Annotated in this window: 12 protein-coding genes and 1 pseudogene; 9 read left to right on the forward strand and 4 right to left on the reverse strand. The window is 65.0% G+C overall.

The features are described from left to right. The first annotated feature begins 77 nt into the window (after positions 1–77). Complete coding sequence (locus ACO055_RS01135; protein ID WP_422060780.1) at positions 78–1187, forward strand: MBL fold metallo-hydrolase; 1110 nt, start codon at positions 78–80, stop codon at positions 1185–1187. On the opposite strand, the gene ACO055_RS01140 is transcribed toward ACO055_RS01135, so the two are convergent. After that, entirely contained in the window at positions 1151–1789 is a 639-nt protein-coding gene (locus ACO055_RS01140; protein ID WP_422060781.1) for a 2-hydroxychromene-2-carboxylate isomerase, read from the reverse strand. The genes ACO055_RS01135 and ACO055_RS01140 overlap by 37 nt on opposite strands. A gap of 134 nt (positions 1790–1923) precedes the next feature. Between ACO055_RS01140 and ACO055_RS01145 the strand changes: the two genes are divergently transcribed. Continuing rightward, on the forward strand, positions 1924–2727 hold the full coding sequence (locus tag ACO055_RS01145) for an SDR family oxidoreductase (RefSeq protein WP_422060782.1): 804 nt from the start codon (positions 1924–1926) through the stop codon (positions 2725–2727). 102 nt (positions 2728–2829) lie between these two features. Here the strand turns inward: ACO055_RS01145 and ACO055_RS01150 are convergent, their stop codons facing one another. From ACO055_RS01150 to istB, 3 genes are all read right to left on the reverse strand, one after another. Continuing rightward, a complete protein-coding gene (locus ACO055_RS01150) occupies positions 2830–3084 on the reverse strand; it encodes a chorismate-binding protein (RefSeq protein ID WP_422060784.1) in 255 nt (84 codons plus the stop codon). Between the two features lie 228 nt (positions 3085–3312). Beyond that, entirely contained in the window at positions 3313–4338 is a 1026-nt protein-coding gene (locus tag ACO055_RS01155) for an IS110 family transposase (RefSeq protein WP_422060785.1), read from the reverse strand. Positions 4339–4590: 252 nt separating this feature from the next. Next, entirely contained in the window at positions 4591–5319 is a 729-nt protein-coding gene (gene istB / locus ACO055_RS01160; protein WP_031304487.1) for an IS21-like element helper ATPase IstB, read from the reverse strand. 77 nt (positions 5320–5396) lie between these two features. Here istB and ACO055_RS01165 point away from each other — a divergent pair, with 77 nt between their 5' ends. From ACO055_RS01165 to ACO055_RS01195, 7 genes and pseudogenes are all read left to right on the forward strand, one after another. Next, a complete protein-coding gene (locus tag ACO055_RS01165) occupies positions 5397–5747 on the forward strand; it encodes a diguanylate cyclase (protein WP_422060786.1) in 351 nt (116 codons plus the stop codon). A 522-nt stretch (positions 5748–6269) separates the two neighbouring features. Beyond that, complete coding sequence (locus ACO055_RS01170; RefSeq protein ID WP_422060787.1) at positions 6270–8420, forward strand: ParB/RepB/Spo0J family partition protein; 2151 nt, start codon at positions 6270–6272, stop codon at positions 8418–8420. 149 nt (positions 8421–8569) lie between these two features. Next, on the forward strand, positions 8570–9061 hold the full coding sequence (locus ACO055_RS01175; RefSeq protein ID WP_422060788.1) for a hypothetical protein: 492 nt from the start codon (positions 8570–8572) through the stop codon (positions 9059–9061). Beyond that, positions 9054–9569, forward strand: coding sequence for a hypothetical protein (locus tag ACO055_RS01180; RefSeq protein WP_422060789.1), 516 nt, complete (start codon positions 9054–9056; stop codon positions 9567–9569). Before ACO055_RS01175 ends, ACO055_RS01180 begins: the two co-directional genes overlap by 8 nt. Positions 9570–9632: 63 nt before the next feature. Next, positions 9633–10277 (forward strand): annotated as a pseudogene (locus ACO055_RS01185) (antitoxin of toxin-antitoxin stability system). Positions 10278–10374: 97 nt separating this feature from the next. Further along, complete coding sequence (locus tag ACO055_RS01190; RefSeq protein ID WP_422060790.1) at positions 10375–14727, forward strand: strawberry notch-like NTP hydrolase domain-containing protein; 4353 nt, start codon at positions 10375–10377, stop codon at positions 14725–14727. A gap of 11 nt (positions 14728–14738) precedes the next feature. Next, a complete protein-coding gene (locus tag ACO055_RS01195; protein WP_422060791.1) occupies positions 14739–15770 on the forward strand; it encodes a DUF7146 domain-containing protein in 1032 nt (343 codons plus the stop codon). Positions 15771–15780 lie beyond the last annotated feature (10 nt).

Consider the following 15780-nt stretch of genomic DNA (forward strand, 5'->3'; position numbering starts at 1 on the left):
CGCGCGGCGCGCGACAGCATGATCACCATATCCCGCCGGCGCCTTGACGGCCGGGAGGCCTCTCCAAGGAAATCTTCATGAACGATGACATGATCAGCTACCCCGAGCTGCCCGAAGCGGCCATCGGGTCAGGAATGGGCACAGTCGTCACATCCGGCGTCCATTGGCTACGCATGCCCCTATTCTCTAATTCCGCAGCGATAAACTGCTGGGCCTTGGAAGACGACGGCGGCTGGACGATCGTCGATAGCGGGCTCCACGATGAGCCCACCGAAACCGCGTGGAGCGCTTGGGCGGCGGGAGAGGCACGCGGCAAGCCGGTGCGGCGCGTTTTCGCGACGCATATGCACCCTGATCACGCCGGCATGGCGGGTTGGCTGTTGAGCCGCCACAAGGCGGTGCTATGGATGACCAGGCCCGAATATCTTCATCTCCATATGATAATGCACGCAAATCCGGCGACCGCCGCCAACGATCATCGCTTTTTCCAAAGCGCAGGAATGGATGTCGGAAAAATTGAAGATTTCAGGGGACGTGACGTTGATGTAGCCGGCGCGGTTTACGCCCTGCCACCTATGTATCGGGCGCTTTCCGACGGAGAGACCATCCGTATCGGTTCGCGCAACTGGGTTTGCATTACAGGGTGCGGCCATTCTCCCGAGCATGCGTGCCTCTGGAGTCCTGAGGATGGGCTCCTGCTTAGCGGCGATCAAATTCTCCCCGAGATATCCTCCAATGTTTCGGTTCTTCCGCTCGAGCCGTTCAACGATCCCCTGTCGGGCTGGCTCGCTTCGTTGCAACGCATTCGCGCGATTGTTCCCGACAATGTCCTGGTGCTTCCGGCTCACGGCAGACCGTTTTTCGGCCTGCATAAGCGTATCGACGACCTGTTGGTCAGTCATGAGCGAAAGATGGAGAGAGCCTTGGCAGCGCTTGATGCGCCGCGGCGAATTATCGATCTTTTTCCATTTCTCTTTCGCGCGGTTCCGTCCGGATTTATGCAACAGACGTTGGCAATCGGCGAAGCGTTTGCCCATCTTGCATGTCTTCGCACCCGAGGCTTGGCAAGCGTAGAGACCGATGCCGCGGGGGTGCTATGGTGGCGCCGCCTCTGCAGCCAGGCTGCTGACGCAGCCGATCCCGCCAAGGACTACCAGCCGCCGCCGACCATCCACGACATCGCTTGATCGATCCGGTCGGAGCCCCAGAAAGCTTCCCCGTCGATCACCAATGTCGGCGAGCCGAATATTCCCTGCCGGATGGCGTCGTCTATGTCCGACTTAAGCTCCGCTTTCACCGCCGGATCGTCCAGCGCGACGGCCAAGGCATCGGCGTCTATCCCCGCCTTCGCTGCGATCGCGACAACCGATTGCGGGGTCGATATATCGGCTCCATCCTGCATCCGGCAGCGATAGAGCGCCAGGATCAGCGGCTCGACCGCGTCGGGCGCAAAGCGCCGGGCCCAGACCGTCGCGCGCGCGGCGGCGACAGACGAAAATAAACCCCCGGCTCCTTTATGCAGTCTCAGCCCGTACAGGCGGGCCTGACGCTTCGCGTCGTGAAGCAGATAAGGGCCTTTCAGGGGCGTATCCAGCAACGGCGGCAAGCCCATCGCTTCCACCACGGTCGCTTTGAGCAATATCGGCCGCCATGTCACGCTCCGGCCGTGGCGCGCCGCCAGCTCGCCGATCCGCTCGGCGGCAATCCATCCGAAAGGTGAGATATAGTCGAAATAAAACAGGATCGTCGGATGCTGGTCAGCGTTCGTCGTGCAAATCTTGTCCGTCATAGTCCGGTCCTGGGCCTCTCGTTAAACGCGAAGGAGTTCGCCGACGATGCCATTACGCGCCTTGCCGCGCGGGCAGATATTGCTATATACAATAGCAATAAGATTTTGCCGCGGCAATGCGGTGCACTCGGAGGATGTTTGAGATGATGGTTGGCGCAGACTATTCGGGGAAAGTCGTTTTCGTGGCCGGCGGCACCAGCGGAATTAACCTTGGGATCGCCGAGGCTTACGCCAGCGCGGGCGCGAAGCTTGCTGTGCTGAGCCGCAGTCCCGAACGCGTGTCTGAAGCAGTTACCCGGCTTTCCAACGATGCCGAGACCTGCATCGGATTCGCTGCGGACGTGCGTGACCGGCCGGCAGTCGACAAGGCGTTCGCCGACGCCGCCGAGGCGCTGGGGCCGATCGACATCGTTGTGTCCGGAGCGGCGGGCAATTTCATCGTCGAGGCAGCTGATATTTCGGCGAACGGGTTCAAGACGGTGGTCGACATCGATCTGGTCGGCACATTCAATGTCTTCCATGCCTCGCTGCCGCATTTGCGCAAGCCCGGCGCATCGCTCATCGCCATTTCGGCACCGCAGGGTGCAAGACCTCAATTCGGCCAGGTCCATGTTTGCGCCGCCAAGGCGGGCGTCAACATGGTTGTCCGGTGTCTCGCTCTGGAGTGGGGGCCTCTCGGCATCCGCGTCAACGGAATCTCCCCAGGCCTCGTCGGCGGCACAGAGGGGCAAAAGCGTCTTTTCACCAGCGAGGAGCAGGAAGCCCGTTTCATTCGCGATCTGCCGCTTGGACGGCTCGGGAAGAACGACGACATTGCAGCGGCCGCAATTTACCTCTCGAGCGACAGCGCGAATTTTGTCAATGGTGTCATTTTGGACTGTGACGGCGGCTTGTCGCTAGCGGAAGGCGGATACAGCTTCCGCTCTGCATTGAGCTGAAACCGCCGCACTTTGCGCTCGTTCAGACAGAGCGCGGGCGTTGAAAAACACGCCAAAGTCCATACGGCGAGACGCGAAGCCTGCGGCGATGGGCCGAAGGGCCTAGGCCGATGTTGAGACAGGATGGATCCGAGCAGGCCGTTCGCGTACCCGCCCGGCGAAACGGGCCTTTGCAAGACACTCAGCCCATTCCTGAGACGGGTCGCTTTCGGCGACGATTCCAGCGCCGACGTCGAGTCGGCTCAAGGATGAACCCCGCGCGCAATGAACGGCGACGTTCATACTCGCCGCGTCGCGCGCCAGCCATCCGATGCTACCCGTGTACGGGCCGCGGTCCCAGCGCTCCAGCAATGTCAAACGGCCCTTTAATTGCGGGTTTCTGTCAAGCCTGATCGTTGATCCGAACCGGGGTCATGGTCCTTTTCGAGGTCATGGCCTCATGATGATGTCCGGGTCGGGTGCCTCAACGTGCGCAACGCGGTCCTGGAAGTCCGCAGCCGTTTGAACGAGGTCACCGCAACCACCGTCCCGGTGGATCAACGCAGATCTGATATCAGACCCGCGATCTCGGGGTGGGTATGACAGTCAGGCAGGCTGCTTTCCCCATTCGAACTCGGTTCCGTCCACCCAGATGCAATGGAGGATGATGGCGAGCTTTCGAGCGACGGCGACCTGCGCCTTCTTCATGCCACTTCGCTTTGCAAGCCGCAGCCCCCACGCCTTGAGCGAGCACCACCGCTTGGTTCGATGGAGCAGCACGCTGGCCGCCTCGAACAGATAGGCGCGTAACAGCCTGTCGCCCCAGCGCGAGATTTTTCCCGTTACGTCCATTTCACCCGATTGCTTTCGGCGGGGCGTGAGCCCGAGATAGGCACCGACCTTTGCTGCATTCTGGAAGCGGGTCGGGTCGTCGATCGTGTGACGATATGTCAGGGCCGTGACGACGCCTATGCCCGGCACCGTCATAAGTCGCCGCGTCGTTTCATCCTCGCGCGCGAGGTCGCGGACGATTCGGTCGATCTTTTCCAGTTCGCTGCAAGTCTGTTGGTGCACGGATAGCAGCGGGCAAAGAATGGTGCTGAGAGCATGTCCATCGGTGATGAGGTCGTTGACCCGCCGTTGAAACTGCCCGCCGGCAGCGCGTGGAAAGAGCAGGCCGCATTCCTTGAGCATGGAACGCATCTGATTTTCCAGATCGCGTCGGACTCGCACCAATCGGGATCGACACACGAGGATGGATCGCGCGGTCTGGCTTTCCTCGCTCTTGACGGCAACCTCTCTATACCAGCCGACCCGGACCAGCTCCGCCAGGCCACGAGCATCATTCTCGTCGCTCTTGTTCATGCGAACGGACAGGGCCGCGTGGGCGTGACGCGCATCGATGCAGACCACGGGCAAACCGGTGCGCTTGAGTTCATGCCAGAGCCAACTCGACATGGCGCCCGTCTCGAGGCCGACGCGTTCAGCATTGGGAGCTTTCTTGGCGATGACGGCCGCCAGTTCGCCCGGATCGGATTTCACCCGGCCTTGGTGTATGGGCCGTCCTGTCTCATCGACGATGCAAATCGACGTTTCCTTTTGCGACACGTCCAGTCCGACATAGTGCTTCATGGCGATGCTCCTCCGTTACGATGGTTTCTCGTATCCTGCAGCTGTCGCGCCCCAATGGGAACAACGGCAGCAATTACGTCATCGTGTTCAAAAGGGACCCCCGATCGGCGTCGAAGAGGGACCCCCTTTTCGGATAATATGATGCTGGTTTGTTGAAGATGGCCTTGCGCTGCGTGCGGCGGAGGGCGGGCGTAGCCCGACCGGAGGCGCGCGCAGCGCAAGATAGATTTTTGAAGGCGCCGAAGGTGGCTGTCAGCTGCGGTTTTTGAAGCGCCAGCTGTCGTTGCCCGTCTCGACGATATCGCAGTGGTGGGTGACGCGGTCGAGCAGCGCCGTGGTCATCTTGGGATCGCCGAACACGGTCGGCCATTCGCCGAAGGCGAGGTTCGTGGTGATGATGACGCTGGTCCGCTCATAAAGCTTGCTGATGAGGTGGAACAGCAACTGCCCTCCCGAGCGGGCGAACGGCAGATAACCGAGCTCGTCGAGCACGATCAGGTCGAGCCGCGACAGCTGCGCCGCCAGGGTCCCGCCTTTGCCGATCCGGGTCTCCTCTTCGAGGCGTGTCACCAGATCGACGGTGTTGAAGTAGCGGGCGCGAGCGCCCCTTCGCACGACATTGGCGGTGATCGCGATGGCGAGGTGGGTCTTGCCTGTCCCCGTGCCGCCGACCAGCACGATATTGCGGCGAGGCGGGAGGAAGGAGCCATCGTGAAGGGAGCGGATCATCTCCTCATTGATCGGTGTGCCCTCGAAGCTGAACCGCTCCAGGTCCTTCACCACGGGCAGCCTCGCAGCCGTCATCCGATAGCGGATGGAGGCTGCATCCCGGTGGGTCGCCTCAGCACGGAGCAGGTCGGTCAGTATCTCCATGGTGGTGCGCTTGCGCTGGAGGCCGGTGGTGACCGCCTCGTCGAACGCCGCCGCCATGCCCTTGAGTCCGAGGCCGCGCATCGTGTCGATCATATCATGCCGCTGCATCATAGCCTCGCAGCAGATCATAGCGGGCACAGTCGGCGAGCGGAGGATGCTGCAGCATCCGGTCTTCCGAAGTGACGATGCTGCTGGCCGACGCCGTTCCCGGCTCCGCGATCGTGGCCCGCACCGGCGGCGAGGAGTTTGTCGTCCTGTTGCCCGACACGGCCCTCTCGACCGCTTTGCTCGTCGCCAGTCTGGCAAGGAGCAGACTGGCCGAGGCCGACCTGGGCGATTTGCCGACATTCACGTTCAGCGCTGGCGTGGCGCAGCGGCAGGCCGGTGAGTCATTCATCGCCCTCAAGCGGCGTGCCGATCTCGCGACCTATCGCGCGAAGGCGGCTGGCCGTGACCGGGTCGAGGCCGAACCATCCCGCGACATGGCACTTCACTCCGCGTCCGTGGTCAGATTGGACGCGGCTCGGCAACGATAGGCGGAGCATCCTCCATCCTTCATCTGAGGGTCGAAGCCAGGCGCGCTGGATAGATCGAGGCGCGAACGCGATGCCGAAAGCTCGCCTTCTTTCGCGGCGCGAACCTCTTTCCGGGGTAACGGCCATCCGCTGTTTTGGGCAGCGCGTCCGTGCGGTGGGCGAGCGCTGGCAGCGGGAGAGGTCTTCTTCGCATACGCCTGTCGGCTGCGCTTGCGTTCAATCGCCGACCCCTCCGCGCTTCGGATCCATATGTCCGCGCCACGGTGGTGCATTTTGCAAGCCATGTTCCTATGGCTTAGGAGCATCATGCGTCTTCTGTTGCTCGCGCTATGGCCTAGCGGGATTGGCCGGGCGCGCATTGTTCCGGCCGCCCTGCATTTGCATCCATTGGGCGATTAGCGCCCCGGTGATCGGCCTGTAGAGCCTGGCTTCGCCAGGCAAGAGGGAGAGGGGAGCCAGGAGCTTCGTGGCAGATATGGAGCCGGGAGAGACTCTCGCGGCGGTCTGCCGCGGAGAATGCACATGGCTTCCAAGCAAAAAATCACGCTCGACCAACCGCAGGCCATCCCACTCGACCGGTTGCGGCTTTCGGACGCAAATGTTCGCCGGGTGAGACCCGGCGAGTCGGTTGCGGAACTGGCCGACAGTATCGCGCGGCGAGGGCTTCTGCATAATCTGAACGTACGACCTATTCTCGACGGCGAGGGGAAGGGTACCGGCGATTATGAAATTCCAGCCGGGGGGCGACGCTACCGCGCGCTCCAACTGCTCGTGAAGCAGAAGCGGCTCGCGAAAGACGCGCTTATCCCTTGCCGCGTGCGGGCCGCGAACGACGATATCCTCGCCGAAGAGGACAGTCTCGCGGAGAATGCGGACCGCGTGAATCTCCACCCGCTGGACCAGTTCCGCGGCATGCAGGCGCTCGCGGAAAAAGGAAAAGGCATCGAGGATATCGCCGCGCACTTCTTCGTGACGGCTGCCGTCGTCCGCCAGCGCCTGAAGCTCGCCTCGGTTTCGCCGAAGCTACTCGACATCTATGGCGACGACGGCATGTCGCTCGAACTGTTGATGGCCTTCACGGTATCGGACGACGCAGAGCGCCAGATCCAGGTCTGGGACATGATCGCCGGCGCCAGCCATCCGTCGCCGACCTGGGTCCGCCAGAAGCTGACCGAGAACAGCGTTCGCGTCTCCGACAAGCGCGTCCGCTTCATCGGGCTCGACGCCTATGTCGAAGCGGGCGGCAGCGTCGTGCGCGACCTGTTCGAATCCGATCACGGCGGCTGGCTCACCGATGTCGGCCTGCTTGACCGCCTCGTCGCCGAGAAGCTCGAGGCCGACGCGCTGCGGATCGGTTCGGAAGGCTGGAAATGGATAGATGCGGCGCTCGAGCATGTGTTCAATCCGGGCCGCGGCCTGCGGGCGCTCGCCGGCGACGAGGTGGCGATGACCGCCGAGGAGGAGAAGCGCGCTGCCGAGCTTGAAGCCGAAGGCGAGGCGCTCAGCGACGAATGGAGCGACGCCGACGACGTTCCCGACGAGGTCCACGCCCGGCTCGAGGAGATCGACGCCGAGATCGGCCGGATCAACGATCGCCCGATTGTCTATGATCCCGCCGAAATCGCCATCGCGGGTGCCTTCGTGTCGATCGACGTCGACGGCCGCCTGCGCGTCGAGCGCGGCTATGTGAAGCCGGAGGACGAGCCCGATGCCGAGCCTGCGGAGGATGACGGTGACGCCAATGGAGGCGATGCGGGCGCTGGCGGCACGGACGGTTCGGAAGGCACCGTGGGCAGCGGCTCCGCGGCAGCGTCGGCGTCGGTCGCCGGCGCCGCTGCTGCGGAGGCCGACGAGCCGGAGGACGCCTTGAAGCCGCTGTCCGACCGTCTCGTCTCCGACCTCACGGCTTGGCGCACCCTCGCGCTGCAGGAGGCCTTCGCGCTGTCGCCGGCGACGGCCTATGTCGCGGTGCTCCATGCGTTCGTCCTGTCCTGCTTCTTTGGATACAGCCGCGAAAGCTGTCTGCAAACGTCGATCAATTCGGTTCACTTCTCGAACGCCCCGGCGGGCCTGCGCGACTGCGCGCCGGGCCAGGCCATCGCGGCGCGGATCGACGAATGGCGGGGTCGCCTGCCGAAGACCGACAGGGAGGTGTGGGACTGGCTGCTCGACCTCAGTGACGAGGACCGGGCGAACCTTTTTGCGCATTGCGCGTCGCTCGGCGTCAATGCGCAGGCCGAGATTGTCCGCGGCTATGACGGTCGCGTCTCGGCGCACGGAATCGCACGCCGGATCGCGCACAGCGATGTTCTCGCGCGTGCGGTGGATCTCGATGTCGTCGCGGCGGGCTGGCGGCCGACCGCCGACGGCTATTTGAGCGCCGTTCCGAAACCGCGGATCCTCGCCGACGTCGCGGAAGCCCGTGGCGAGAACTTCGCCGGGATGATCGACCATCTCAAGAAAGGCGATATGGCCCGCGAAGCCGAGCGCCTCCTCGAAGATGCCGGCTGGCTGCCCGAACCGATGAGGACGCCCGGGCTTGAAGGCCCGCCGACGAGCGAAGCCGAAGCGGCCGTTCCCGCGAACGATGACACCGATGGCGAACTTCCAGCCTTCCTCGCCGGGGAAGGCGGTGATGGATTGCCCGATCCCGATGCGGTCGCTGCCGAATGACCCTCCGCCGCAGATAGCGGCGCAATGCACTCCCACCTCGAAAGCCCGGCCTCAAGCGCCGGGCTTTCGCCTTTTATGGAGAATGAAAATGCGAAAAGACTCGTTTGAAACCGCGCCGGCATCGCCGGTGCTTGTTGCGGGAGGCGATCATGGCTGACCGCGTCTCGGTATCTTTCAAGCTCGGCGGCATCTTGTCGCACGACGCTTATCGCGCGCTGGCGGAGGTGATCGCAGCGGAGGGGCTGTCGGTCGAGTGGGACGGACCTTCGTTCGAAGCCTCGCACCGCACGCCGGACCAACCGCTGGAGCTGTTCGCGAACGAAGTCGCGTGGGGCAAGGTCGAGGCACTCGAGACCTTCTGTCAGGACAACGGTCTGCCCTATCGCTTCTGGGCTGGCGGCTTTTTCGCCGAATGGAGCGCGGAGCGGATCGTGTTCCGGGGCGCTGGGGCTCCCGACAGCTTCATCGTTGACGAGTCCGACCGGGTGCTGATCGATCGGCATGAAGTCGTCCGGCGCGGCAGCGTCGAGGCGATCCTCGCCTATTTTGAGGAGGCCGAGTTCATGGTGCCGCCGCTTGTCGTCGAGGGCGTTCCCGTTGGCGCTGCCGACGCACCCGGAAAGGAGGCGGCCCATGGCTGACTATCATTCGCCGACGATCGTGCGGCCGGACATTCCGCGCAGCGCAATGACCCTTCTCGAGCACCGGTTGCTCATCGGCATGTTCAGCTACGAAGGCGAAGAGGACAGCGTCTACTTCTTCGCCGAGGATTATGTGAACGATCTGCTGCACCTGCCGATAACCGAGGTTGCCTGGCTGACCGAAGCCGATCCGCGGCCTCAGCCCGACAGCTATGCCGCGAACGCGGTCCGTGAGGCCATGGAAAAGCTCGATCCTGCCGACGAAGAGCTCGCTCTCGATATGTCGGCGATCGGCTATGAGGGAATCTTTCAGGACATCGTCAGGCGCTGCGATGCGCTCGACGACGTCGAGGTGGTGGCCGCCTGGACCTGCACCAAGATGCGGCCCGACGGTTTCGGCGGGATGGCAACGCTGATCACCGCCGACGCGATCGAGACGATGTCGACCGCGTCCTTCCTCGACGAGGCACGGCAGCGATTGCAGGCGGGCGAGCAAGCGTCCGCCTGACCCGTCGAAATCCCACTCGGGCCCGGCCGCAGTGCCGGGCCTTTTTCGTTTCAGGAGAGTGTCATGGCCGAGATTATCGAGACGACGGTCTACCAGTTGGAGGAGCTGGGCAAGGAGGCGAAGGAGAAGGCGAGAGACTGGTATCGTCGGGGCGCCTTCGACCACGACTGGTATTGGGCGGTCTATTCGGACTTCGAGACTATCTGCGAAATCCTCGGCATTGCCCTCGCGAGCGTACCGATCCGTCTCTTCGGCGGCCGCTCGACGCGGAAGCCCTGCATCTGGTTCTCGGGCTTCGCGAGCTAGGGCGACGGTGCCTGCTTCGAGGGCGACTATCGCTACACGCGTGGCAGCGCCGCTGCCATCCGCGACTACGCGCCGAAGGATATGGAGCTGCACCGGATCGCCGACGCGCTGCTGGCGATCCAGTGGAGCAACTTCTTCCAGCTCAGCGCGCGGATCACCCACCGTGGCCGCTATTACCACGAACATAGCATGGAGATCGGCGTCGAGCGCGACAGCCCGGTCTATCAGGCGATGTCATCGACCGCCGAGGACGAAATCGCCGAGGCGCTGCGGGATCTTGCCCGCTGGCTTTACGGAAAACTCGAGGACGAACATGATTATCTGAACTCGGACGAGGTGGTCGACGAGGCGATTGCCGCCAACGGCTACAGCTTCACCGAAGATGGAGAGAGGTTCGGATAGAGGAGAGGCGGGCCGGAAAGGGGTGAGCCACCGGGTTCGAGAGAGAGCGGCCGCTGGCTTGATCCCTTCCTTCCTGCTCTCCCGAGGATGTTCCCACATGCAGAATCTGGCCTCCCGCGCGGCGCCCGTCGCCGCGCGCCTTCTCCCGCGCGTTTCTCCCTCCGCCGCTGCGTCGCGGCTGCTTTCCGCCGGCGAGGCACTTCTTCCATTGCTCGAGGCGGGACGCGCCTTCGACACGGCCGCGCTCCGCGCGGCGATGATCGCGGCCTTCGGTGCCAGCGATGCCGAGGGCGGGTGGGACTGGAAGACGGCCTATGATGCCTGCGAGGTCGCGCAGATCCTGCTGCTCCGCCGCTATGGCACCGCCGCAGCGGTCCGGAAGCTGACCCCGATCGCGCAGCTCGCCATGTGGCAGCGGCTTGCGGGCCGCATCCCGACGCACACGCGGCGCTCGCTCGAGAGCCAGGCAATGCAGCAATATTCGACGCCGCTGCCCCTGGCGTTCGTCGCCGCTCATGCCGCGTCGATCCAGACCGGCGACACCGTTCTCGAGCCGTCGGCTGGAACGGGCATGCTCGCGATTCACGCGGAGCTCGCGGGCGCCCGCCTCGCGCTTAATGAGCTGGCGGAGCCGCGCGCGGACCTTCTCGACCTGCTCTTCGAGGGCTGCGCAGTCTCGCGGCATGATGCGGCATCGATCGACGATCGCCTCGACGCGGGCGTGCGCCCGACGATCGTGCTGATGAATCCGCCCTTCTCGGCGGTGGCGAATGTCGAACGGACGATGCGCGACGCCGCTCTCCGGCACATCGGATCGGCGCTGTCCCGGCTGGAGGACGGCGGCAGGCTGGTAGCGATCGTCGGCGCGAACTGCTCGCCCGACGCACCTGGCTGGCGCGATGCGTTCGTGCGCCTGCAGGAGCAGGCCACGCTGCTCTTCTCGGCGGCGATCGGGGGGAAAGTCTATGCCAAGCATGGGACGTCCACCAGCACGCGGCTTCTCGTCCTCGACAAGATGCCTGCACGCGATCCGTCGGCACTGGCGGCGTCGCATGGGGAGGCGGCCGACCTTGGCGAACTTCTACGATGGGTGCGCGCCTCGGTGCCGCCGCGATTGCCGCCGATGCCGCCCACGCCTTCGGCGCAGCCCGTCGCTTCGCGCTTGTCGGCCGCTTCCAAGGGCGGGTCCCACGGCATGGCGCGCCCTGTACCCGTGTCCGGGGCGCCGACACCAGCACCCGAGCTTTGCTACGACATCTGTGACCGGCAGGCGCCCGAGGGGCAGCTCGCCGAGGCGATCTATGAACCCTATGCGCTGCAGTCGCTCGCGATCCCGTCTGCGAAGCCGCATCCCACCGCGCTCGTGCAGTCCGCCGCGATGGCGTCGGTCGCGCCGCCGAAGCCCTCCTATCGGCCGCATCTTCCCGAGCATCTGATCGGCGACGGCATATTGTCGGACGCGCAGCTCGAATCGATCATCTATGCTGGCGAGGCTCATTCCGGGCACCTCTCGGGCGCGTGGACGGTCGACGAGACCTGGGACATGGTCACCGCGGCGAGCGAGGATAATGGAGAGGCCGTGCGCTTCCGCCGCGGCTGGTTCCTCGGCGACGGCACCGGCGCGGGGAAGGGACGGCAGGTCGCGGGCATCATCCTCGACAATATGCTGAAGGGCCGGAAGCGCGCGGTCTGGCTGTCGATCTCGGACCGCCTTCTCGAAGACGCCCAGCGAGACTGGTCGGCACTCGGGCAGGAGCGCCTGCTCGTCACGCCGTTGTCGCGCTACCGTCAGGGTAGCCCGATCAAGCTCGCGGAGGGCATATTGTTCACGACCTATGCGACGCTGCGCAGCCAGGCGCGCGAGGGCAAAGTGAGCCGGGTCGAGCAGATCGTCGAATGGCTTGGGCCAGACTTCGACGGGGTCATCGTCTTCGACGAGGCGCATGCGATGGCGAACGCCGCCGGCGGCAAGGGCGACCGCGGCGAGCAGAAGCCCTCGCAGCAGGGGCGGGCAGGGCTGCGGCTACAGCATGCGCTTCCCGATGCCCGCATCGTCTATGTCTCGGCGACCGGCGCCACCACGGTGCAGAACCTCGCCTATGCGCAGCGCCTCGGCCTCTGGGGCGGCAGCGACTTCCCGTTCGCGACACGGAGCGAGTTCGTTGCCGCAATCGAGGACGGCGGGGTTGCGGCCATGGAGGTGCTGGCGCGCGACCTCAAAGCCCTCGGTCTCTACGCAGCGCGGTCGCTCTCGTTCGACGGCGTCGAATATGAGCTGCTCGAACATGCGCTGACCGACGAACAGCGGCGCATCTACGATAGCTATGCCGGCGCCTTCCAGGTCATACACAACAATCTCGACGCAGCGATGGAGGCCGCGGGGGTCACGAGCTCGCTCCATGGGACGCTCAATGTCCAGGCAAAGTCCGCCGCGCGATCGGCGTTCGAGAGCACGAAGCAGCGCTTCTTCAATCATCTGATCACCGCGATGCAGACGCCGGCGACGATCGCGAGCATCGGGCGGGACCTCGAAGCGGGACATGCGGCCGTGGTGCAGATCGTCTCGACCGGCGAGGCGCTGCAGGAACGCCGCCTTGCCGAGATCCCGACCGAGGACTGGGGCGACGTGACGGTCGATATCACCCCGCGCGAATATGTGCTCGACTATCTCGCACACAGCTTCCCGGTCCAGCTTTACGAGCCCTGCACCGACAGCGAGGGCAATCTCTCGTCGCGTGCCGTCTTCGACGGCGAGGGAAATCCGGTCGTCAATCGCGAGGCCGCCCGTCACCGCGATGCGATGATCGAGAAGCTCGCCGCGCTACCGCCGGTACCGGGCGCGCTCGACCAGATCGTCCAGCATTTCGGGGCGGACGCCGTGGCCGAGGTCACGGGGCGATCGCGCCGGATCGTGCCTGTCGGCGGCGAGGACGGCGCCGTGCGCTTCGCGGTGCAGAACCGGCCCGCGAGCGCGAACCTCGGCGAGACCCATGCCTTCATGGACGATGAGAAGCGCATCCTCATCTTCTCCGAAGCAGGGGGGACGGGGCGCTCCTATCATGCCGACCTCGGGGCCCGGAACCAGCGCCGCCGCATCCACTATCTGCTCGAGCCCGGCTGGAAGGCCGACACGGCGATCCAGGGCTTCGGGCGCACCAATCGCACGAACCAGAAGCAGCCGCCGCTATTTCGTCCTGTCTCCACCGACGTGAAGGCGCAGAAGCGCTTCATCTCGACGATCGCGCGGCGCCTCGACACGCTGGGTGCGATCACCCGGGGCCAGCGCCAGACGGGCGGCCAGAACATGTTCCGCCCGGAGGACAATCTGGAATCGGCCTATGCGCGCGACGCGCTCCGTCAGCTCTATCAGCTGCTCGCGGGCGGCAAGGTCGAGAACTGCTCGCTGCTGACCTTCGAGGCGGCGACGGGACTTTCGCTGCTCGACGATGGCGGCCTCAAGGACGAACTGCCGCCGATCACGACCTTCCTCAACCGGATGCTCGCGCTGACGATCGATCTGCAGGACATTCTGTTCGAAACCTTCGAGGGACTGCTCGCGACCCGGATCGAGGGCGCGATTGCCTCGGGCACCTACGAGATGGGCCTCGAAACCCTGCGCGCCGAGAGTTTCACCGTGACCGCACGCGAGACCATCTATTCCCATCCCGGCACCGGAGCAGTGACGCAGTTGCTGACGATCGAGCGCAAGGACCGCGTCGCGCCGCTGTCGCTCGAGCACGCCATGGCGATCGTGTCGGGCTGGGGCGGGGAACTTGTCGTCAACGCGCGGTCGGGGCGTGCCGCCGTGAAGGTCCGGGCCCGAAGTCTCGTCGACGACGATGGCGCCGTCCATCGGCGCGTTGGACTGCAGCGGCCGCTCGAGAAGATGAAGATGCTCGCCGAGGACTTCGAGCATTCGCACTGGAGCCCCGTCGATGCGGGCACCTTTGCCACGGCGTGGAAGGCGGAACTCGGCGAGCTCCCCGAGTTCGAACTTTCGACGCTGCGCATGGTCGCCGGCCTGCTGCTGCCGATCTGGAAGCGGCTGCCCAAGGAGTCGACCCGCGTCTATCGCCTGCAGACCGGAGCGGGCGAGCGGATCATCGGGCGCAAGGTGTCGCAGGGCTGGGCGGCTGCGGCGACCGGCGAGGCGCCGGCGAAGCTCCCCGTCGCCGATGCATGGCGGATGGTGCAGGCGGGCGATGTCATACTCGCGCTCGCCGAGGGACAGAGCCTGCGGCGGGTCCGCGCGATGAACGACTGGCGCGTCGAACTGACCGGCTTCAACGATCTTGGCGTCGAACGGCTGAAAGCAATGGGCTTGATCTCCGAGATCGTCTCGTGGAAACTGAAGCTCTACGTGCCGGCAGGGGCTGCTGGCGCCGATGTGTTCGCTGTGCTCGTCGATCGGTTTCCGGTTGTGCGGGTGCAGGATCGCAAGGCCGCCTGAAGGAGCCCCGCATGACCAGTCCAGCATCCGATATTGCGCGCCGCCTCGGGGAGAATGCCGAGGCGGTGTGCCGCCGTTACCTTTCCCGCGGCCGCCGCGAAGGCCATTACTGGATGGTCGGCGATATCCGCAACACGCCGGGGCGGAGCCTCTATGTGCGCCTCGGCACAAGCAGCGACGGCGGCGCGCCGGGCAAATGGACCGATGCCGCGAGCGGCGACCATGGCGACCTTCTCGACATCATCGCGGCGAGCTGCGGCCATGCGAGCTTCCGCGAAACGCTCGAGGAGGCCCGGCATTTTCTAAGTCTGCCGTCACCGCCCGATGGTCCTCGAAATCCGGCACCGGCGAAAGCGCCGACCGGGTCGCCGGAATCGGCGCGGCGGCTATGGGCGGGTGCCAGGCCGCTGATCGGGAGCATCGCCGGTGCCTATCTGGCCGGCAGGTCGATCACCAACCTGTCCAACGGCGACCCGCTGCGATGTCATCCGCATTGCTTCTATCGCCCGTCGGACGAGGATGCGCCGGGCACGCGAGCGGTGTGGCCGGCCATGATCGCCGCAGTGACCGATCTTGCCGGTGTCCTCACCGGGGTGCACCGGACTTGGCTCGACGCCGAGACGAAGGAGAAGGCACCCGTCGCGTTTCCCCGCCGCGCCATGGGACATCTTCTCGGGCACGGCGTCCGCTTTGGCGTGTCGGGGCCGGTCATGGCGGCGGGCGAGGGGCTCGAAACCATGATGTCGCTGCGCCAGATCATGCCGCGTCTGCCGATGATCGCCGGTCTGTCCGGGGCCCATCTTGCCGCCATCGCCTTTCCCGATGCGCTAAGACGCCTCTATGTCGCGCGCGACGACGATCCCGCGGGCGCGGCGGCGTTGGCGACGCTCCATGAACGTGCGTCGCAGCAGGGCATCGAGGTTTGTCCGCTCGAGCCTCGGCACGGTGACTTCAACGGCGACCTGCAGGCGCTTGGACGGCGCGCCATGGCGGCGTCGCTTCGCCGGCAGCTCATGACCGGGGATCGACTGGAGCTTCACTGATCGCTCGCGG

This window comes from Sphingopyxis sp. (assembly GCF_965227415.1).
Taxonomy (GTDB): domain Bacteria; phylum Pseudomonadota; class Alphaproteobacteria; order Sphingomonadales; family Sphingomonadaceae; genus Sphingopyxis.